Origin of the sequence: Streptomyces eurocidicus, assembly GCF_002891295.1 — a bacterium.
GTDB lineage: Bacteria > Actinomycetota > Actinomycetes > Streptomycetales > Streptomycetaceae > Streptomyces > Streptomyces eurocidicus.
In genome coordinates, this window is record NZ_LGUI01000003.1 from 819,179 (window position 1) to 838,476 (window position 19,298).

14 protein-coding genes and 1 pseudogene are annotated in these 19,298 nt (G+C 71.9%); 9 read left to right on the forward strand and 6 right to left on the reverse strand.

Annotated features, from left to right (window positions below):
• Positions 1-7 precede the first annotated feature (7 nt).
• The 4 genes and pseudogenes from AF335_RS13530 (at position 8) to AF335_RS13545 (ending at position 4,653) form a co-directional block, all read left to right on the forward strand.
• Positions 8-1,479: pseudogene (locus tag AF335_RS13530) on the forward strand (dihydrolipoamide acetyltransferase family protein).
• A gap of 261 nt (positions 1,480-1,740) precedes the next feature.
• Positions 1,741-2,565, forward strand: a complete 825-nt coding sequence (locus AF335_RS13535; RefSeq protein ID WP_170127680.1) for a helix-turn-helix transcriptional regulator — start codon at positions 1,741-1,743, stop codon at positions 2,563-2,565.
• Between the two features lie 115 nt (positions 2,566-2,680).
• Entirely contained in the window at positions 2,681-3,355 is a 675-nt protein-coding gene (locus tag AF335_RS13540; protein ID WP_102918553.1) for a GntR family transcriptional regulator, read from the forward strand.
• Positions 3,352-4,653: an MFS transporter gene (locus tag AF335_RS13545; protein WP_102918554.1), complete on the forward strand. Its 1,302-nt coding sequence runs from the start codon at positions 3,352-3,354 to the stop codon at positions 4,651-4,653. The genes AF335_RS13540 and AF335_RS13545 overlap by 4 nt, the downstream gene beginning before the upstream one ends.
• 155 nt (positions 4,654-4,808) lie before the next feature.
• On the opposite strand, the gene AF335_RS13550 is transcribed toward AF335_RS13545, so the two are convergent.
• A complete protein-coding gene (locus AF335_RS13550; RefSeq protein ID WP_102918555.1) occupies positions 4,809-5,639 on the reverse strand; it encodes a maleylpyruvate isomerase family mycothiol-dependent enzyme in 831 nt (276 codons plus the stop codon).
• Positions 5,640-5,790: 151 nt separating this feature from the next.
• Here AF335_RS13550 and AF335_RS13555 point away from each other — a divergent pair, with 151 nt between their 5' ends.
• The 3 genes from AF335_RS13555 to AF335_RS13565 all read left to right on the forward strand — a co-directional run bounded on the left by AF335_RS13555 (position 5,791) and on the right by AF335_RS13565 (position 10,069).
• Positions 5,791-6,573: a carbon-nitrogen family hydrolase gene (locus tag AF335_RS13555; RefSeq protein ID WP_102918556.1), complete on the forward strand. Its 783-nt coding sequence runs from the start codon at positions 5,791-5,793 to the stop codon at positions 6,571-6,573.
• 63 nt (positions 6,574-6,636) lie between these two features.
• Positions 6,637-8,193: a recombinase family protein gene (locus AF335_RS13560; RefSeq protein WP_102918557.1), complete on the forward strand. Its 1,557-nt coding sequence runs from the start codon at positions 6,637-6,639 to the stop codon at positions 8,191-8,193.
• A gap of 34 nt (positions 8,194-8,227) precedes the next feature.
• Positions 8,228-10,069: an NHL domain-containing thioredoxin family protein gene (locus AF335_RS13565; protein WP_102918558.1), complete on the forward strand. Its 1,842-nt coding sequence runs from the start codon at positions 8,228-8,230 to the stop codon at positions 10,067-10,069.
• 176 nt (positions 10,070-10,245) lie between these two features.
• Here the strand turns inward: AF335_RS13565 and AF335_RS13570 are convergent, their stop codons facing one another.
• The 3 genes from AF335_RS13570 to AF335_RS13580 all read right to left on the reverse strand — a co-directional run bounded on the left by AF335_RS13570 (position 10,246) and on the right by AF335_RS13580 (position 14,386).
• The gene (locus tag AF335_RS13570) at positions 10,246-10,923 is read right to left on the reverse strand and encodes a DUF4232 domain-containing protein (protein WP_102918559.1); all 678 of its coding nucleotides are present in this window, start codon (positions 10,921-10,923) and stop codon (positions 10,246-10,248) included.
• A 217-nt stretch (positions 10,924-11,140) separates the two neighbouring features.
• A complete protein-coding gene (locus AF335_RS13575) occupies positions 11,141-12,427 on the reverse strand; it encodes a M18 family aminopeptidase (RefSeq protein ID WP_102918560.1) in 1,287 nt (428 codons plus the stop codon).
• A gap of 129 nt (positions 12,428-12,556) precedes the next feature.
• Positions 12,557-14,386, reverse strand: a complete 1,830-nt coding sequence (locus tag AF335_RS13580) for an acyl-CoA dehydrogenase (protein WP_102918561.1) — start codon at positions 14,384-14,386, stop codon at positions 12,557-12,559.
• Between the two features lie 129 nt (positions 14,387-14,515).
• On the opposite strand from AF335_RS13580, the gene AF335_RS13585 reads away from it, so the two are divergent.
• Positions 14,516-14,968 carry an SseB family protein gene (locus AF335_RS13585; RefSeq protein ID WP_102918562.1) on the forward strand — a complete coding sequence of 151 codons (453 nt, stop codon included), beginning with the start codon at positions 14,516-14,518 and terminating at the stop codon, positions 14,966-14,968.
• A gap of 29 nt (positions 14,969-14,997) precedes the next feature.
• Here AF335_RS13585 and AF335_RS13590 read toward each other — a convergent pair whose 3' ends face one another.
• Positions 14,998-15,948, reverse strand: a complete 951-nt coding sequence (locus AF335_RS13590; RefSeq protein ID WP_102918563.1) for a trypsin-like serine peptidase — start codon at positions 15,946-15,948, stop codon at positions 14,998-15,000.
• A gap of 146 nt (positions 15,949-16,094) precedes the next feature.
• Here AF335_RS13590 and AF335_RS13595 point away from each other — a divergent pair, with 146 nt between their 5' ends.
• Positions 16,095-17,048, forward strand: a complete 954-nt coding sequence (locus AF335_RS13595) for a pirin family protein (RefSeq protein WP_102918564.1) — start codon at positions 16,095-16,097, stop codon at positions 17,046-17,048.
• 37 nt (positions 17,049-17,085) lie between these two features.
• Here the strand turns inward: AF335_RS13595 and AF335_RS13600 are convergent, their stop codons facing one another.
• Positions 17,086-19,245, reverse strand: coding sequence for an ATP-binding SpoIIE family protein phosphatase (locus AF335_RS13600; protein ID WP_102918565.1), 2,160 nt, complete (start codon positions 19,243-19,245; stop codon positions 17,086-17,088).
• Positions 19,246-19,298: the final 53 nt, after the last annotated feature.

Consider the following 19,298-nt stretch of genomic DNA (forward strand, 5'->3'; position numbering starts at 1 on the left):
CGTGACAATGACTGCAAGCACCGCCAACGACCAGCGCTTCCGCGAGTTCAAGATGCCCGACGTGGGCGAGGGACTCACCGAGGCCGAGATCCTCAAGTGGTACGTGGCCGTCGGGGACACGGTCTCCGACGGGCAGGTGGTCTGCGAGGTCGAGACCGCCAAGGCCGCCGTGGAGCTGCCCATCCCGTTCGACGGCGTGGTGCACGAGCTGCGCTTCGGCGAGGGCACGACCGTGGACGTGGGCACGGCGATCATCTCCGTGGACACGAACCCGGGCGCGGGCCCGGCCGGCGCCGCCCCGGCGGCCGCCCCGAGGCCGCCCCGGCCGCCGAGCCCGAGCCGGAGACCACCGGCCGCCAGGCCGTGCTGGTGGGCTACGGGGCCGCCCCGTCGTCGACCAAGCGCCGGGCGCGCAAGTCCCCGCAGGGGGCGCCCTCCTCGGTGGCGGCGGCCGTACAGGCCGAGCTGAACGGGCACACCGCGCCGGAGCCGGTGCTGCCGGCGCAGCCGGTGGTCGGCGGCCTCGCCGTGGCCGCCGTCTCCCACGCGTCGGGCGGCAGGCCGCTGGCCAAGCCGCCGGTCCGCAAGCTCGCCAAGGACCTGGGCGTCGACCTCGCCACGGTCGTCCCGACGGGCGCGGACGGCGTGGTGACCCGCGAGGACGTCCACGCGGCCGTCGCCGCTCCGGTCGCACCCTCCCAGGCGCCCACCACCTCCGGCGCCGTGGCGGAGGCGGCGCCGGGCGTGGAGCCGGCGCCCGCCGCGAGCGCGCTCGCGGCGCGGGAGACCCGGATCCCGGTCAAGGGCGTCCGTAAGGCGACCGCGCAGGCGATGGTCGCCAGCGCCTTCACCGCGCCGCACGTCACGGAGTTCGTCACCGTCGACGTCACCCGCACGATGAAGCTCGTCCAGAAGCTCAAGGCGGACCCGGACATGGCCGGGCTCCGGGTCAACCCGCTGCTGCTGGTCGCGAAGGCGCTGCTCGTCGCGATCAAGCGGAACCCGGACGTCAACGCCGCCTGGGACGAGGAGAACCAGGAGATCGTCCGCAAGGGCTACGTCAACCTGGGCATCGCGGCGGCGACCCCGCGCGGGCTGATCGTCCCGAACATCAAGGACGCGGGCGTCAAGACGCTGCCCGAGCTGTCGGCGGCCCTCGGCGAGCTGATCGCCACGGCCCGGGACGGGAGGACCAGCCCGGCGGACATGTCCGGCGGCACGGTCACGATCACCAATGTCGGTGTGTTCGGCATCGACACCGGTACGCCCATCCTCAACCCCGGCGAGTCCGCGATCCTGGCCTTCGGCGCGGTCAAGCTCCAGCCGTGGGTCCACAAGGGCAAGGTCAAGCCCCGGCAGGTGACCACCCTGGCGCTGTCGTTCGACCACCGCCTGGTCGACGGCGAGCTGGGCTCGAAGGTGCTGGCCGACGTGGCGGCGGTGCTGGAGAACCCGCAGCGGCTGATCACCTGGGGCTGACGGCCCGGCGGGCATTTACTAACTGGCCGACCGGTCAGTAAATGCCCGCCGGTCACCGGAGAGGTTGAAAAAGAAAAGACGAAGGGCCCGGACGCATCCCTCCTCACCCCCCTCCAGTGAGGAGAGAATCAGCGTCCGGGCCCTTCGTCCTGAAACGGAGCGGCCTCGGGATTCCACCTCTGGCAGGAGGTGGAATGGCCCGTGCTGGGCAATTTACTTAAGATTGACCAACACTTGCAGTGTCGGAATGGGAGGGCCGCGTTGGACGGCGACGACCGCGTGGACGGCGAATCCATAAGCCGCCTCCTGCGGGCGTGGCGCGCCCGCGTCGACGCCCGTACCGTGCCCGAGCTGCGCGGCACCGTCCCCCGCCCCGGCAGGCGGCTTTCGCAGGCCCAGGTGGCCCGGCTGACCGGGGTGAGCGAGGGCTGGTACCGCACCCTGGAGGCGGGCCGCCGCCAGGACTTCTCCGAAAGCTTTCTGCTGCGCGTCGCCCAGGCGCTCCGGCTGAGCGAGGCGGAAACCCTCACCCTCTTCCTCGCGGTCTGCGGCCGCCGCCCGCCCGGCGAACCCTCCCGGGAGCACAAGGACTTGCCGCACGGCGTAAAGGCCCTGCTGGAACAGCAGGTCTCCTATCCCGCATATCTCTCCGACGTGGCGTGGAATGTCGTCGCCGCCAATTCCCTCATGGGCGAATGGTTCCCCTGGGTCCGCCGCCCGGGCGCCAATCTCATGCGCTGGGCCCTCCTCGACCCCGAGGCCCGCGAGCAGATGCTCGACTGGGAGGACAGCTGCGCCCGCATCTACCTCGCCATGCTCCGCGTGGCGGCCAACGGCGACCCCGGCGACACCGAACTGCGCGCCCTCGTCCGCGACATCCTCGACGCCGACGCCGACTGCCGCCGCATCTGGGCCGAGGAGCACGACGTCGTCGAGCACCGCGACGGCCACGTCTTCCGGCTGTGCCTGCCGTACCACGGCAACGTCGAGACGCGGGTGACGACGCACGTCCTGCTGCCCATACAGCGCCCGGACCTGAGATTCGTCTTCATCACCCCCCTGGAGGGCTGGTCGGGCCGGCCGTAGCCGGATCCGTAGCCGGAGCTCCGGCCGGAGCCGTAGCCGGATCAGGCCGCCCCGCCCGGTCCCGGATGGTGGACGCCCTCTCCTCACGCATACGTGTTGTATCTAAGCTGTGCGCATGTCATCCGCTCCCCCCGCCGCGCCCGGTCTCCAGACCAAACAGCCCCCCGCCGCCGAACGCGTCTACGCGCACGTCAAGGAAGCCGTACTCCACCGTCATTACGAGGGCGGCACGCTGCTCACCGAGGGAGACCTGGCGGAGGCGGTCGGGGTGTCCCGGACGCCGGTGCGGGAGGCGCTCCTGAAGCTGGAGGCGGAGGGGCTGCTGAAGCTCTATCCGAAGAAGGGCGCGCTCGTCCTCGCGGTGTCCGCGCAGGAGATCGCCGACGTCGTCGAGACCCGGCTGCTGGTGGAGAAGTACGCCGCCACCAAGGCCGTGCCCGCCTCCGAGCGGCTGATCGCCCGGCTGGAGGAGCTCCTCGACGACATGCGCCGGCAGGCCGCCGCGGGCGACCTCGCCGCCGTGTCCGTGAGCGACCGGGCCTTCCACGCCGAGATCGTCCGCAGCATCGGCAACCAGATCCTCTCCCGCCTCTACGACCAGCTCCGCGACCGGCAGCTGCGGATGGGCGTGGCCGTCATGCACGCCCACCCCGACCGCATCGCCAAGAGCCACACCGAGCACGCCGAGATCCTGGAGGCCCTGCGCTCCGGCGACGCGGCCGCGGCCGTCGAGATCATCGACCAGCACGTCAGCTGGGTGCGCAACCTCGCCCAGGGCGAGACCCGATGAGCGCCCACGGAACGGCCGCCCTCCCCGGCGACCCGCCCGGCGGCCGCCGGGCCATGGCCGTCTGGGGCATCGGCGTCGCCGTCTACTTCGTCGCCATCATCTTCCGCACCAGCCTCGGAGTCGCCGGCCTCGACGCCGCCGAGCGCTTCCATATCAACGCCTCCGCGCTGTCCACCTTCTCCATACTCCAGCTGCTCGTCTACGCGGGCATGCAGATACCCGTCGGCCTGATGATCGACCGGCTGGGCACCAAGAAGGTCCTCGCGCTCGGCGTCGTCCTCTTCACCGCCGGGCAGTTCGCCTTCGGCCTCTCGCACTCCTACGGCACGGCCCTCGCCAGCCGCGCCCTCCTCGGCTGCGGCGACGCGATGACCTTCATCAGCGTCCTGCGGCTCGGCTCCCGCTGGTTCCCCGCCCGCCGCGGCCCGATGATCGCCCAGGTCGCGGCCCTCTTCGGGATGGCGGGCAACCTCGTCTCCACCGTCTTCCTCGCCCGGGTCCTGCACGGCGCGGGCTGGACCCGGACCTTCGCCGGCAGCGCCGGCGCCGGAGTCGTCGTCCTCGTCCTGATGCTCGTCTTCCTCAAGGACCACCCCGAGGGCCACGCGCCCGCCCCCGTCGCCCACTCCGGCCGCGGCTTCGTCCGCCGCCAGATCGCCCGCGCCTGGCGGGAGCCCGGCACCCGGCTCGGCATGTGGGTGCACTTCACCACCCAGTTCCCCATGCAGGTCTTCCTGCTGCTGTGGGGCATGCCCTTCCTCGTCGAGGCGCAGGGGCTGTCCCGGGACACCGCCGGACTGCTGCTCACCGTCGCCGTGCTCGCCAACATGGCCATCGGCCTCGTCTACGGGCAGGTCATCGGCCGCCACCACGCCGCCCGGCTGCCCCTCGCCCTCGGCACCGTCGCCGCCACCGCGCTGATGTGGGCCGTCACCGTCTTCTGGCCCGGACACGCGCCGATGTGGGTGCTCGTCCTCCTCTGCGTCGTCCTCGGCACCTGCGGCCCGGCCTCGATGATCGGCTTCGACTTCGCCCGCCCGGCGAACCCGCCCGAGCGCCAGGGCACCGCCTCCGGCATCGTCAACATGGGCGGCTTCGTCGCCGGCATCGTCACGCTGTTCGCCGTGGGCCTGCTGCTCGACGCCACGGGCGACGACTACCGGATCGCCTTCGCCTCGGTGTTCGTCATGGAGGCGCTGGGGCTGTCGCAGATCCTCCGGCTGCGCACCCGCGCGCAGCGCCGCGAGGAGGAGCGGATCGTCGCTTCGAGAGTGGAGACGGTGCACGTGCCGGTGTGACGGTCCCCGGGGGCGCCTAAGCGCTCCGCTGGAAGTCCGGCGAGTCATCCGCGGGTGCGTCGTGGCTGGTCGCGCCCACGCGGCGGAGCCGCACCATGTCACAGCCCCGCGCCCTTCGGGCGCTGCCGAACCGCACCGGACTTCGCCGAACCGGCTCAGGACGTCACGGAGAACTCGCGGAGGATCGCCTCCGCGAGCCCCGGCTCACCCTCCCGCCTGACCCGGTCCCCGGCGCGCTCCGCCCGCACCCGCCCGCAGGCCAGCCGTGCGTACGTCTCCCAGTCCAGCGCCAGCGTCACCGTCGGCCCCAGCGACACATGGCTGTCGATCCGGGCCTGCCCCCGCTCGCCGACCCGCACGGTCCGCAGGAACTCCAGCGGGCCGTGCACGTCGAAGACCACCGCCGAACCCGGCGGTGCCCCGGCGTCCCGCGCCACGACCTTCGGCAGCGCGTCCAGCAGGAAGTCACGGCTGATCACCGCGGCCGGCGAGTCCAGGTTCCCCGGCGCGCCCAGCGCGCGCCGCAGGTCCTGCTCGTGCGTCCATACGTCGAACACCCGGTAGCGCAACGTCCGTTCCAGTGTGGTCTCCGTGCTGGTGCCCAGCGGCCAGCGGATCAGCGTCTGCGGGCTGCGCGTCTCGTTCCGCAGCTGCCGGCACCGCCTGATGATCATCAGATCCAGTTCCGACCACATCTCCAGCGCCGTGTGACAGCGCCGCACATCGACCTGCACTTCCATATAGCGCGTGAACTCGTCGGTCACGTGGTAGAGATCGCGCGGCAGCGAGTGGATCGGCCGTGGCTCGCCCAGCATCTCGCTCTCCACGCCGATGATGTGCGAGACCACATCGCGCACCGACCAGCCGGGGCACTCGGTGGCCCGGTTCCAGTCGCTCTCGGCGAGTGGTCTCACCAACTCGAGGATCGCTTCGGCGGAGTGGGTCCAGGCGTCGATGGCGGGCTGCAGACTGGGGTGGACGGTCACGGGATCCCTCGGGCGTTGCGTGCGTGCGCGGATGGGCTGCTCGTATGTCACTTGTCGCTGCGGGGCATGAGCTGTCTGGGTGCTCAGCAGTTAAGTTACGCTGCGGCAGGGCAGCCATGCAGTCGTTTCGGACGCGGAAAGTGGTGGTACTGTGCGCGTTTCCTTGATCCAGCTGGCGGTCGACCCGGCCGAGCCGGTCGCCGCCCGCCGGGCCCGCGCCGCCCGCCTCGTCCGCGAACAGCGCGGGAGCGATCTGGTCGTCCTGCCCGAGCTGTGGCACATCGGCGCCTTCGCCTACGAGTCCTTCACCCGTGACGCCGAGACCGTCGAGGGGCCCACGGCCCGCGCCATGGCCGAGGCCGCGCGGGACGCCGGCGTCTGGCTGCACGCGGGCTCGATCGCCGAGCGCCCGGAGCCCGGCGGCCCGGTCTTCAACACCTCGCTCGTCCTCTCCCCGGCCGGTGAACTCGTCCGCACCTACCGCAAGATCCACCGCTTCGGCTTCGACCGGGGCGAGGCCGTCCTGATGTCCGCCGGCACCGAGATCGTCACCGTCGACCTGCCGGCGACCACGCTGGGCCTGGCCACCTGCTACGACCTCCGCTTCCCGGAGCTCTTCCGCGCCCTCGTCGACGAGGGCGCGACGACCCTGGTCGTCCCGGCCGGCTGGCCCGAGCGCCGCCGCGAGCACTGGAGCCTGCTCGCCCGCGCCCGCGCCGTCGAGAACCAGTCCTACGTCCTCGCGTGCGGCACCGCCGGCACCCACGCGGGCGTGCGGCAGGCCGGGCACAGCGTCGTCGTCGACCCCTGGGGCACGGTCCTCGCCGAGGCCGGCCCGGACGAGGAGGTCCTCACGGCGGAGCTCGACCCGGCCGAGGTGGCCAAGGTGCGCGAGGAGTTCCCGGCCCTGAAGGACCGAGTGCTGGGCCGATAGGTCCACGTTCTCGGCTTCTGGATTTCCTGAACCAATGTGCGCACTCCTCGCTAGCGTGGGGGCGTGCACCAACACGCCACCGCCGACCTGTACTTGCGCCTGTCCCTCAACAGGGAAGGCAAGACCGCGCTCGATCGCCAGGAAGCCGACTGCCGGGCGTGGGCGGAGCGCAACGGACTGGCCGTCCGCAAGGTCCACATCGACCGCGGGCGTTCCGGCTACAAGAACGTCAGCCGCAAGGGGTTCGACGCGGCGATCACAGCCGTCACGGCCGGAGTCGTGGGCGTTCTGGTCGTCTGGAAGCTCGACCGTCTGTCCCGCAAGGGCGTCGGCGAGGTCGGCAGAGCCCTGGACGACATAGGCCAGGTCGGCGGACGGCTGGTCTCCGTCATGGACGGCCTCGACACGAAGAACGACAGTGCCCGGGTCACCATCGCGATGCTGGCGGAACTCGCGCGCGACGAGTCGCGCAATCTCGGGATGCGCGTAGGCAGCGCAAAGCGATACCTGCGGCAGCGGGGGCAGTGGATCGGTGGACAGCCGCCCTACGGGCTCCTGACGGACCCGGAGACGAAGAAGCTCGTCCACGATCCCGAGACCGCCGTCTACGCCCGCCTGATCGCCGACGAAGCACTGTCCGGGAAGGCGCTCGTCCACATCGCCCGGCTGCTGAACGAGCACGGGGTGGAGTCGGCCCGTGGAGGCGAATGGAACTCGTCGAGCGTCATGCAACTCCTTCGCTCACCGGCCTTCGCCGGTCTCATGCCGCAGACCGAGTACGAGGAGCGGCCGGACGGGACACGCAAGTACATGAACCGGGTCTCTCCCTACCGGGACCCGGCGACCCTCGAAACCGTGAGCGTCGGCGAGGGGATCATCACAGGAGGGGAGCGCGAGCTCATCCTCCGCCAGCTCGAAGCGCGCACATTCCCTCTGGCGGGGAAGCGGCACGGGCACAAGCAGGGGAAGTCCCTGCTCACCGGGATAGCGCGTTGTGGGCTCTGCGGGGCCAGGATGAGCAAGGCCGGCACGTCTTACCAGTGCTCCAGCCACCGGATGGGGCGAGGATGCTCCGGAGTCTCGGCTCGGGTGGAGAGCATCGACGACTACGTGACCCGGGCGTTCCTCTCCCGCCTGCCATCCCTGGAGCCCCAGGACCCGCTGCTCGCCGTGATCGCCGGTCGCCGGGCGCGGAGGGAGGACCCGGAGGTTTTCGCGAAGCGGGACGCGATCGAGGCGGAGATCGCGGACGAGGGGGCTCGTCTGTCGGACCTGGAGGAGGCCGGGTACGTCCGTGGCGAGTTCACCGGCGCAGATGCGATCGACCGGTACAACCGGCTCGCCGGACGACTTCGTAGCCGGATCGAGGGGCTACGCGCGGACCTCCTGCGGATGCCGACCCCTTCCGCGGACATCTCTCCGCTCCTGGACGCGGGCCTGCTGCGCGAAGCTTGGGCAGCCGACGACGCGGCCGGAAGGCGTGATCGCCTCGGCCTCGCGATCGATCGGGTGGAAGTCCGGCGAGGGCGGGTAGGCGTGCGGTTCGACGGCGACGAGCGCTGCCGGATCGTCTGGGCGGATCCCATGGCCGGGCGTGCCGACGGCGTCGTACGGCCGTGATGTGATGTTCATGGGTCAATGGCAAGCTTGAAACATGAACGATGCCGCCCCGGAGCCCACTCCCGCGCCCCGCCGTGCCCGTGTCCGTGCCCCCGAGCTGATCGGCAAGGGGGGCTGGATCAACACCGGTGGCAAGGATCTGAAGCTCGCCGACTTCCGAGGTCGCGTATTGATCTTGGATTTTTGGACGTTCTGCTGTGTGAACTGTCTGCATGTCCTGGACGAGCTGCGGGAGCTGGAGGAGAAGCACCGCGACACCGTTGTGATCATCGGTGTGCACTCCCCGAAGTTCGTCCACGAGGCCGAGCACCAGGCCGTCGTCGACGCCGTCGAGCGCTACGGCGTCCACCACCCGGTGCTCGACGACCCCGAGCTCGCGACCTGGAAGCAGTACGCCGTACGCGCCTGGCCCACGCTCGTCGTCATCGACCCCGAGGGCTATGTCGTCGCCCAGCACGCCGGCGAGGGCCACGCCCACGCCCTGGCCGCGCTGGTCGCGGAGCTGGAGGCCGCGCACGAGGCCAAGGGCACCCTCCGGCGCGGCGACGGCCCCTATGTGGCCCCCGAGCCCGAGGCCACCGACCTGCGCTTCCCCGGCAAGGCGCTGGCCCTGCCCGGCGGCGGTTTCCTCGTCTCCGACTCCACCCGCCACCAGCTCGTGGAGCTCGCCGCCGACGGCGAGACCGTCGTCCGCCGGATCGGCAGCGGTGAGCGCGGCCTCGGCCCCGACGCCTTCAGCGAGCCCCAGGGCCTCGCGGCGCTCCCCGACGGCACGGTCGCCGTCGCCGACACCGTCAACCACGCCCTGCGCGCCTACGACCCGGCCACCGGCGCCGTCACCACCCTCGCCGGCACCGGCCGCCAGTGGATGCAGGGCCGTCCCACCGAGGGGCCCGCCCTCGACGTCGACCTCTCCTCCCCCTGGGACGTGGCCTGGTTCGCCGGCCGCCTCTGGATCGCCATGGCCGGTGTCCACCAGCTGTGGACGTACGACCCGGAGACCGGCACCGTCGAGGTCGCGGCCGGCACCACCAACGAGGGCCTGGTCGACGGCCCGGCCGCCGAGGCATGGTTCGCCCAGCCGTCCGGACTGGCCGCGACCGAGGACCGGCTGTGGGTCGCCGACTCCGAGACCAGCGCGCTGCGCTACGTCGAGCGCGCCCCGGACGAGGACGGGGGCGGCTTCGTCGTCCGGACCGCCGTCGGCACCGGCCTCTTCGACTTCGGGCACCGGGACGGCGCCGCGGACCAGGCGCTCTTCCAGCACCCGCTCGGCGTCACCGCCCTCCCCGACGGCTCGGTGGCCGTCTCCGACACCTACAACCACGCCCTGCGCCGCTACGACCCGGCCACCGGCGAGGTGACCACCCTCGCGACCGACCTGCGGGAGCCCTCGGACGCCGTGCTGGACGGCGACGACATCGTCGTCGTCGAGTCCGCCCGGCACCGGCTCACCCGGCTGCGCCTGCCGGAGGAGGCCGTCCGCGTCGAGTCCGTCGCCCACCGCACGCAGCGCGCCGCGACCGACATCGCGCCCGGCCGGCTCCGCCTCGACGTCGTCTTCCAGGCCCCGGCGGGCCAGAAGCTCGACACCCGCTACGGGCCGTCGACGCGCCTCCTGGTCAGCTCCACCCCGCCGGAGCTCCTCGTGGAGGGCGCGGGGCCGGGCACGGACCTCGGGCGGGACCTGGTCCTCGCGGACGGGGTGACGTCGGGCGTGCTGCACGTGTCGGCGATGGCGGCGTCCTGCGACGACGACCCGGCGAACGAGTACCCCGCGTGCCATATGCACCAGCAGGACTGGGGGGTGCCGGTCCGGGTGACCGAGGGCGGCGCCGAGCGGCTGCCGCTGGTCCTGGCGGGGCTGGACGCGTAGCCGGGGCGGCGGGTGCGGCGGCGTGCGGGTGCCGCTGCGCGGGGCCTTTTCCCCTACCCGCCCCTTCCCGAATGTCCTCAAGCTCCCCCGGCTACCGCTGGGAGGTGCCCCCGGACGGGCTGAAAATCAGCCCGTCCGGCGCTTGAGCCCCGGGTCGGCCGGTCAGCGGGCCCGCGTCACCACTTGAGCGCGGGCGCCTGAGCGTCCTGCCAGTACGTGACGCGCGCGGAGTCGTCGACGGCGAGCGTCCCGCCGGGCAGGGCGACCGGGATCTGCCCGCCGACGCTGCCGCCGCCGTCGGCGCCCTGGAAGGAGACGGCGAGCTTCCGGGCCTTGCGGACGTTGCCGCCCGAGCCGTCGGCCGAGGAGGCCAGCACGCCCGCGTAGGCCGACGCGCCCGGCGCCAGTGTGACGACGGCCTGCGGCCTGCTCTCCTCGACGACGCCGGCCGTGGCCTGGTCCGCGTCGAAGCGGAGGAAGGGGAAGCCGTGTGCGACGCAGGGGGCTTTGGAGGTGTTGGTGGCCACCACGAGCAGGTGGTTCACCGGCGACGGGACGGACTTGGCCACCACCTTGACGGTGTCGGAGGTGCAGGCGGCCTTCCCGTCCTTGCCCGTCTTCGCCGCCTCGTTCTGCCCGTACTGCCCCTCCGCGCCGTTCTTCCCGGCTCCTCCGGCCTTGCCGTCCTGGGCGCCGTCCTGGTCCGTGACGGCGGAGTCCTCGGCCGCGGAGGAGTCGGCCTTCCCGCTGGTCCTGGCGCCCGAACCGTCGCCGCCGGCACAGCCGGTCAGGGTCAGGGCCGCCGCGGCGGTGAGCGCTGCTGCGGCGAGTCGCAGGCTGCGGGTACGAGTCATGCTGGTTCCCCCGATGGGACGTCACTGGCGGTACCGGGCGGTACCCGTGGCACGGGCAGTGCGGAATACGGCAGGGATCATTCCGCACCTTGCCGCCGTACGGCTAACGTTCCGGTGACGTTAGTCCTTCGGTTCGGTCCGAGGGGGCCGGCCCGCCCGAACAGGCCCGAACAGGCCGGAACGGGCCCGGGCCGGAACAGGCCAGGGCGGGACCGGGTCAGCCCTCCAGGAACGCCGTGAGCGCCGCCGCCAGCAGGAACGGGTCGTCCGCGCCGCACAGCTCCCGGGCGGAGTGCATGGAGAGGCAGGCGAGGCCGATGTCGATGGTGGCGATGCCGTGGCGCGCGGCGGTGATGGGCCCGATGGTGGTGCCGCAGGGCATCGCGTTGTGGGAGACGAAGTGCTGCCACGGCACGCCCGCGCGCTCGCACGCGGCGGCGAAGACCGCGCGCCCGCTGCCGTCCGTCGCGTACCGCTGATTGACGTTGACCTTCAGGATGGGACCGCCGTTGGGCAGCGGGTGGTGCCCCGGCTCGTGGTGCTCCGCGTAGTTGGGGTGCACCGCGTGACCCATGTCGGAGGAGAGGCAGATCGTGCCGGCGAGGGCGCGGGCCTTGTCCTCGTACGTACCGCCCCGGGCGAAGACGGACCGCTCCAGCACATTGCCCAGGAGCGGGCCCTCCGCACCGGTGTCCGACTGGCTGCCGTTCTCCTCGTGGTCGAACGCGGCCAGCACCGGGATGTACGGGAGCTCGCCGGCGGTCGCGGCCGTCAGCGCGGCCGTACCGGCGTGCACGGACAGCAGGTTGTCCAGGCGCGGCGCGGCGAGGAGCTCGCGGTCGCGGCCGAGGTAGGCGGGCGCCTCGACGCTGTGCACCATCAGGTCCCAGCCCGTGACGTCGTCGGCGGCCACGCCGGCCTCCTCCGCGACGAAGCGGATCAGGTCGCCCTCGCGCGGCTGCCCCAGGCCCCAGATGGGGGTCATGTGCCGCTGCTTGTCGAGCTTCAGGCCCTCGTTGACGCCCCGGTCGAGGTGGATGGCCAGCTGCGGCACGCGCAGCAGCGGGCGGTCGACGTTCACCAGGTGGTCGCTGCCGTCCCGCAGGGTGAGGCGGCCGGACAGGCCCAGGTCGCGGTCGAGCCAGGTGTTGAGCAGCGTGCCGCCGTAGAGCTCCACGGCGACCTGGCGCCAGCCGTGCGCGCCGGTGTCGGGCAGCGGCTTGACGCGCAGGTTCGGCGAGTCGGTGTGTGCGCCGATGATGCGGAACGGGGTGGCGGCGGTGGCGCCCTCGGGGACGTACCAGGCGATGATCGCGCCGCCGCGGGTCAGGTACTTGCCGCCCGCCGACGCGTCCCACGCGTCGGTCTCGGCGATCCGGCGGAAGCCCGCCTTCTCCAGCCGGGCGGCCGTGTTGGCCACCGCGTGGTACGGCGAGGGGCTGGCGGCGAGGAAGGACATCAGGTCGTCGGTGTGGCCGCGGTCGAAGCGGTGCGCAGGGCTCATGGCCTCAGGATAAGGACAGGGGTCCTGCTCTTCCGGGTGGAAGAGCAGGACCCCTGCCTGGTGCGGTGCTTTTGGAACACCGGGGGAACGCCGGTGGAACGCCGACGGAAACGCCGACTGGAACGCCGGCTAGAACACCGACTCGTCAAGCTCCATCAGGGAGTTGTCGACGGCCTCGGCGAGACCGCGCTCGACGGAGACGGCCGGCAGGATGTTCGCGGCGAAGAACTTCGCGGCGGCGATCTTGCCCTCGTAGAAGGACTTGTCCTTGGCGGAGGTGCCGGCGGCGAGCTTCTCGGCGGCGACGGCCGCGCCGCGCAGCAGCAGGTAGCCGACGACGACGTCGCCGGAGACCATCAGCAGGCGGGTGGTGTTCAGGCCGACCTTGTAGATGTTCTTGACGTCCTCGCCGGTGGCGGTGAGGTCCGCGATCATCTTGCCGACGATCGCCTCCAGGTCCACGGCGGCCTTGGCGAGCGAGCCGCGCGCGGCGGCCAGGTCCTCGCCGCCGGCCTCGGACGCGAGGAACTTCTTGATCTCCTCGGCCAGGGTGTTCAGGGACGCGCCCTGGTCGCGGACGATCTTCCGGAAGAAGAAGTCCTGGCCCTGGATCGCGGTCGTGCCCTCGTAGAGGGTGTCGATCTTCGCGTCACGGATGTACTGCTCGATCGGGTACTCCTGGAGGTACCCGGAGCCGCCGAAGGTCTGCAGCGACTGGGCGAGCTGCGCGTAGGAGGTCTCGGAGCCGTAGCCCTTGACGATCGGCAGCAGCAGGTCGTTGAGGCCGTGCAGCGCCTTGGTGTCCTCGCCCGCGTGCTCCTTGACCAGGATGTCGTCCTGGACGGCGGCGGTGTGCAGGACGAGGGCGCGCATGCCTTCCGCGTACGCCTTCTGCGTCATCAGCGAGCGGCGGACGTCGGGGTGGTGGGTGATGGTGACCTTGGGCGCGGTCTTGTCCATGAAGTTCGCCAGGTCCGGGCCCTGCACGCGCTCCTTGGCGTACTCCAGCGCGTTGAGGTAGCCGGTGGAGAGGGTGGCGATGGCCTTCGTGCCGACCATCATCCGCGCGAACTCGATGATCATGAACATCTGGCGGATGCCGTCGTGCTTCTCGCCGATGAGCCAGCCCTTGGCGGGGTGCTTGTCGCCGAAGGTCATCTCGCAGGTGTTGGACGCCTTGAGGCCCATCTTGTGCTCGACGTTGGTGGCGTAGGCGCCGTTGCGGTCGCCCAGCTCGCCGGTCTCGAAGTCGAACTCGAACTTCGGGACGAGGAAGAGCGACAGGCCCTTGGTGCCCGGGCCGTGGCCCTCGGGGCGGGCGAGGACGTAGTGGAGGATGTTCTCCGCCATGTCGTGCTCACCGGAGGTGATGAAGCGCTTCACGCCCTCGATGTGCCAGGAGCCGTCCTCCTGCTTGACGGCCTTGGCGCGGCCGGCGCCGACGTCCGAACCGGCGTCCGGCTCGGTCAGGACCATGGTGGAGCCCCACTGCTTCTCCACCGCGATCTTGGCGATGTGCTTCTGCTGCTCGGTGCCCTCGGCGTGGAGCACACCCGCGAACGCCGGACCGGAGGAGTACATCCAGACGGCCGGGTTGGCGCCCAGGATCGTCTCGGCGAAGCCCCAGAGGAGGGAGCGCGGGGCGGTCGTGCCGCCGATCTCCTCCGGGATGCCGAGGCGCCACCACTCGGCGTCCATGTACGCCTGGTAGCTCTTCTTGAAGGTGTCCGGGATCGGGGCGGTGTTGGTCTCCGGGTCGAAGACCGGCGGGTTGCGGTCGGTGTCCGCGTAGGACTCCGCGAGCTCGTTCTCCGAGAGGCGGGTGATCTCCGACAGGATGTCCTTGGCGGTGTCGACGTCCATCTCCGCGAACGGGCCGGAGCCGTACAGCTTGTCGCGGCCGAGCACCTCGAAGAGGTTGAACTCGATGTCGCGGAGATTCGACTTGTAGTGGCCCATGACAACGGCTCCGTAAGGCTGGGAGGTAGACCTCAAAATACGTACCGGGCAGTAATTTCCATGATGCTACCCGCCGGTAATAAGACGCAACCCCTGATCGCCCAACTGTGACTGAGTACGCTTTGGCTCATGTACGGCTACGACCAGAACGCGGGCGCTCAGGGTTACGCGCCGCCGCAGCAGCCCGGTGGCTACGGCGAGCAGCCGCTCTATCCGGAGCCGTCTCCGCCGTCGCTCGCCGACGCGGTACGGGCCTTCACGACGGGCTCGATGTCCGCCGAGGACTTCCAGGTGATCCTCTCGACCTCGAAGGTCTACTGCCCGCGCGGCGACAACCCCGGCTTCCTCGCGCTGCACAACACCCAGCACCCGGTGATCCCGATGTTCACGTCGCTCAAGGAGCTGCGGCGGTACGCGGGCAAGGAGTCCAAGTACTTCGTCATCACCGGCGCCGAGGTCATCGACCTCCTGCCGACGGGCTACGGCTTCGTCCTGGACATGGAGGGCGACCACCGCATGGTCTTCGACGCCAAGGCCGTCGAGCAGATGGTCGACTTCGCCATGCGGCGGATGTACGGCTGACGGCCCCCGCCGGGCGGGCGCGGCCGTCGTCAGCCGCGGGTGCCCGCCGCCCGGGCGTAGAGCCCGGCGATGTGCTCGCCGAAGTACGCGCTGTACGAGTTCCGCTCGTCGCCGCCCTCGTCGTGGCCGCCCAGCACGCCGGTGAGCGTGCCCAGGCCCGTCGCCGGGTCGACGTCCGTGAGGAACGGGCCGCCGCTCGTGCCGTTGGGCAGGCCCTGGCAGGGGAAGCGGAGCTGGGTCCGGCCGAAGCGCTCGGTGCTGTTCTGGCAGGCGAGCGGGCGCTCGTCGCCCACGGCGTAGCCGATCACCCGGGTGGGCCGGTCCGGCGCGGGTGAGAAGCGGATCCGCTCCGCGCCCGTGACCCGCTCCACGGGGGTGTCGTCGCCGACCCGGCGCACCCGCAGGAACGCCACGTCGTGGTCCGGGTTCCGGTTCTCCGCCCATTCCGGAGAGATGTCCACGGAAGTGGGCACCCACACTCCGTAGGGCGCCTCGCCGTCCCGGTAGCCCGGTACGAAGGCCAGGTCCGTGCGGAAGCCGCCCTGGTGGACGCAGTGCGCGGCGGTGACCACCAGATCGCCCCGGGGGCTGTGCACGACGCTCGCGGTGCAGCCGTGGCCGGGCTCGCCCTGCCCGGTGTAGAACAGCGGGCCCACGGCCGGGGACGGGTCGGCGGCGGCCGCCTCCAGCGGGTCCGAGGGCGGCAGCGGCTCGGTGCGCGCCGCGCGGTCCACGGTCGGCGCGGCCGCCCGGGCGGTGCCCTCGCGCACCACCGTCCGCATCGCCTCGGCGGCCTCCTCGCCCCGCTCCCGGGGTGCCTCGTAGTGGCCCTTGGGGGTGCCGTCCGCGACGGGCGTGTCCGTCGCCGCGCCCCGGTCGGCCGCCACGAAGGCGACGGCGGCCAGCGCCAGGAGCACCGCGACGAGGGCGGCGAGGGCTATCGGGCCCGCCGAGGGGCGGCTGCCGGCTGTCACGCGCATTGATCCAGTGTCCATGGTCGGCCGCGGGCCCGGCGCGGCGGGAAGGTCGCCGGGGGCGGGGCGGGGGAGCCGCGGGAATGCGGTGGGCCTTGCAGGTTGTTCACTCTTCAACTAACTTGAGCGTATAACGAACCCAGGAGGTTGTCATGCCGGCCGTGACCGTCGAGAACCCGCTGACCCTGCCGCGCGTCACCGCTCCGGCGGACGGCAGGCAGCGCCCCGTGCTGCACGTGGGCACCGCCCCGTCGGGCTTCGAGGGCGAGGGATTCCCCGTCCGCAGGGCGTTCGCGGGGATCAACTACAAGTACCTCGACCCGTTCATCATGATGGATCAGATGGGTGAGGTGGAGTACGCCCCGGGCGAGCCCAAGGGCACCCCGTGGCACCCGCACCGGGGCTTCGAGACCGTCACGTACATCATCGACGGGATCATGAACCACCGGGACTCGCACGGCGGTGGCGGCACCATCACCGACGGCGACACCCAGTGGATGACCGCCGGCTCCGGCCTCCTGCACATCGAGGCCCCGCCGGAGGAGCTGGTCATGACCGGCGGCCTCTTCCACGGCCTCCAGCTGTGGGTGAACCTGCCCAAGCGGGACAAGATGATGGCCCCGCGCTACCAGGACATCGGCAGCGGCCAGGTCAGGCTGCTGACCTCCGGCGACGGCGGCGCGCTGCTGCGGCTGATCGCGGGTGACCTGGACGGGCACGAGGGCCCGGGGATCACCCACACGCCCATCACCATGCTGCACATCTCCCTGAACCCGGGTGCCGAGCTGACGCTCCCCTGGCGGCCGGAGTTCAACGCCCTGGCCTACGGGCTCGCCGGGCGCGGCTTCGCGGGCACCGAGAAGCGGCCCTTCCGGATGGGGCAGACGGTGGTCTTCGGCAACGGCGACTCGCTCACCCTCCGGGCCGACGGGACGCAGGAGTCGCGGAGCCCGAACTTCGAGGTCGTGCTCCTCGGCGGGCAGCCGATCCGGGAGCCGATGACGCACTACGGCCCGTTCGTGATGAACACCCAGGCCGAGCTCGCGCAGGCGTTCGAGGACTTCCAGGCCGGGCGGCTCGGGACGATCCCGGCGGACCCGGCCTGATCCACGGCGGTACGGCGCCCTCGGGCGCCGGGCGGACCTAGCCGGTCCGTTCGGCGGCCGGGGGCGTCCCGTCGTCCAGGGGCACCTGCGGGCTGCCGTCCGATTCGTACAGCTCGAACCAGATGTTCTTGCCCTCGCCCCGTGGGTCCACCCCCCACGCCCCGGCCAGCAGCTCCATCAGCACCAGGCCCCGGCCCGACGAGGCCATCTCGCCCGGGTGCCGCCGGTGCGGCAGCTCGTCGCTCGCGTCGGCCACGTCGACGCGCACCCGGCGCTCGCCGGGCGCGCCGGATATCTCCGCGACCAGCAGCGCGTCGCCGTCCGTGTGCACCAGGACGTTGGTGACCATCTCGGAGACCATCAGGACCGCCGAGTCGGCCTGGTCCTCGTCCGGCCAGTCGTACATCAGATGGCGTATCTGCTGCCGGGCCTCGGCGATCCGCTCGGGCTCGGCCTGGGCGATGGTCAGGGCCGTGCGGCGGACCGGGCGGGCCGGGGCCTCCGGGGCGCCCACCGCCGCCTGCTCGGCCGCCTGGCGGCCGAGCAGCAGGAGGGCGATGTCGTCCTCGCGGCGGTCGACGAGCGGGCCGGTGGTGTAGTGCGAGGGCGGGCCGTGGACGGCCTGGACGAGGGCGTCGGCCAGCTTCTCCAGGTTTCCGGCGTCGACCTCCAGGGGGAAGCCCTCGACGACCTCCCGGAGCCGGGTCCAGCCGGTCTCCAGGTCGTGGCCGCCGGTCTCGATCAGGCCGTCCGTGCAGACCAGCATCGTCTCGCCGGGCTCCAGGACCAGCCGGGTGGTCGGGTAGTCCGTGTCCGGGTCGATGCCCAGGGGCAGGCCGCCGGCGGTCGCCCGGACCAGCAGGGTGCCGTCGCTCAGCCGGATCGCCGGGTCGGGGTGGCCCGCGCGGGCGATCACCAGGACCCCGCTGGACGGGCAGACCTCGATGTACAGACAGGTCGCGAAGCGCGGGTCCAGGTCCTCCGGCCCGGTGCCGTTGACGCCGTCCAGGAAGCGGGAGGCCCGGGAGAGGACCGCGTCCGGGTGGTGGCCCTCGGAGGCGTACGCGCGCAGGGCGATCCGCAGCTGGCCCATCAGCCCGGCCGCCCGTACGTCGTGGCCCTGCACGTCCCCGATGACCAGGGCGATCTTCCCGGAGGGCAGCGGGATCATGTCGTACCAGTCGCCGCCGACCTGGAGGCCGCCACCGGTCGGCACATAGCGCGCGGCCACCGACATCCCGCTGATGTCCGGCTGCACCGTGGGCATCATCGAGCGCTGGAGCCCCACGGAGAGCTCGCGCTCCGACTCATGCGCGCTCGCCCGGCTCAGCGCCTGGGCGAGCATCCGGGCGACGGTGGTCAGCACCGAGCGCTCGTCGGGCGTGAAGGCGACGGGCAGGCTGAAGCCCGCCATCCAGGCGCCGATGGTCTGTCCCGCGTTGATCAGCGGCAGGAAGGCCCAGGAGCGCCGGCCGAAGCGCTCGACCAGCGGCCACAGCAGGGGGAAGCGGCGCTCGTACTCCTCGGGCGAGGGGATGTAGACCGCGCGGCCGGTGCGGATGACCTCGGCGGCCGGGTAGGCGGTCTCCAGCGGCACGTCCAGGAAGGGCTCCATGTCGCCGGGGCCGTAGCCGTGGTGCCCGATGAGGATCACCCGGTTGGCCTCGGTGCCGAAGACGGCCAGCGCGGAGGGCTCGAAGCCCGGCATCGAGAGGCCGGCGGCGACCCGGAGCACCTCGGAGGTCGAGTGGGCCTCCGCGAGCGCCCGGCCCGCGTCCAGCAGAAACGCTTCTCTGTTCCGGCGCCAGTCACCCGTGACGGGGGTCCGGACGGCGGAGGTGCCCGGCTGTGCGGAGGGCACCTCCTCGACGGTGCCCACCAGCAGATAGCCGGCGCCGCCCCGGACCGGCCGGGAGCGGCTGCGCACGGTCCGCAGCACCCGGCCCTCGTCGTCGACGACCCGCAGCCGGGCCTCGGCCAGGGTGCCCTCGGTCACGGCCAGATTGATGATGCCCATGATCTCGACCCAGTCCACGGCGTGGAACCGGGCGCGGGCGGCCGACTCGGTCAGCTCCACGCGCTCCGCCGGAAGGCCCAGGAGCCGTGCGGCCTCGGCGTCGAAGACGGCGATGCGCGAGGCGTTGTCCCACTGCCACAGTCCCGTAGCTACGGCGGCAAGTACGTCCTCGGTGCGCATTGCCCCACTTTATGCGGGTATGCCGGGTAGATACCACCGATGCCGTCCGTGGC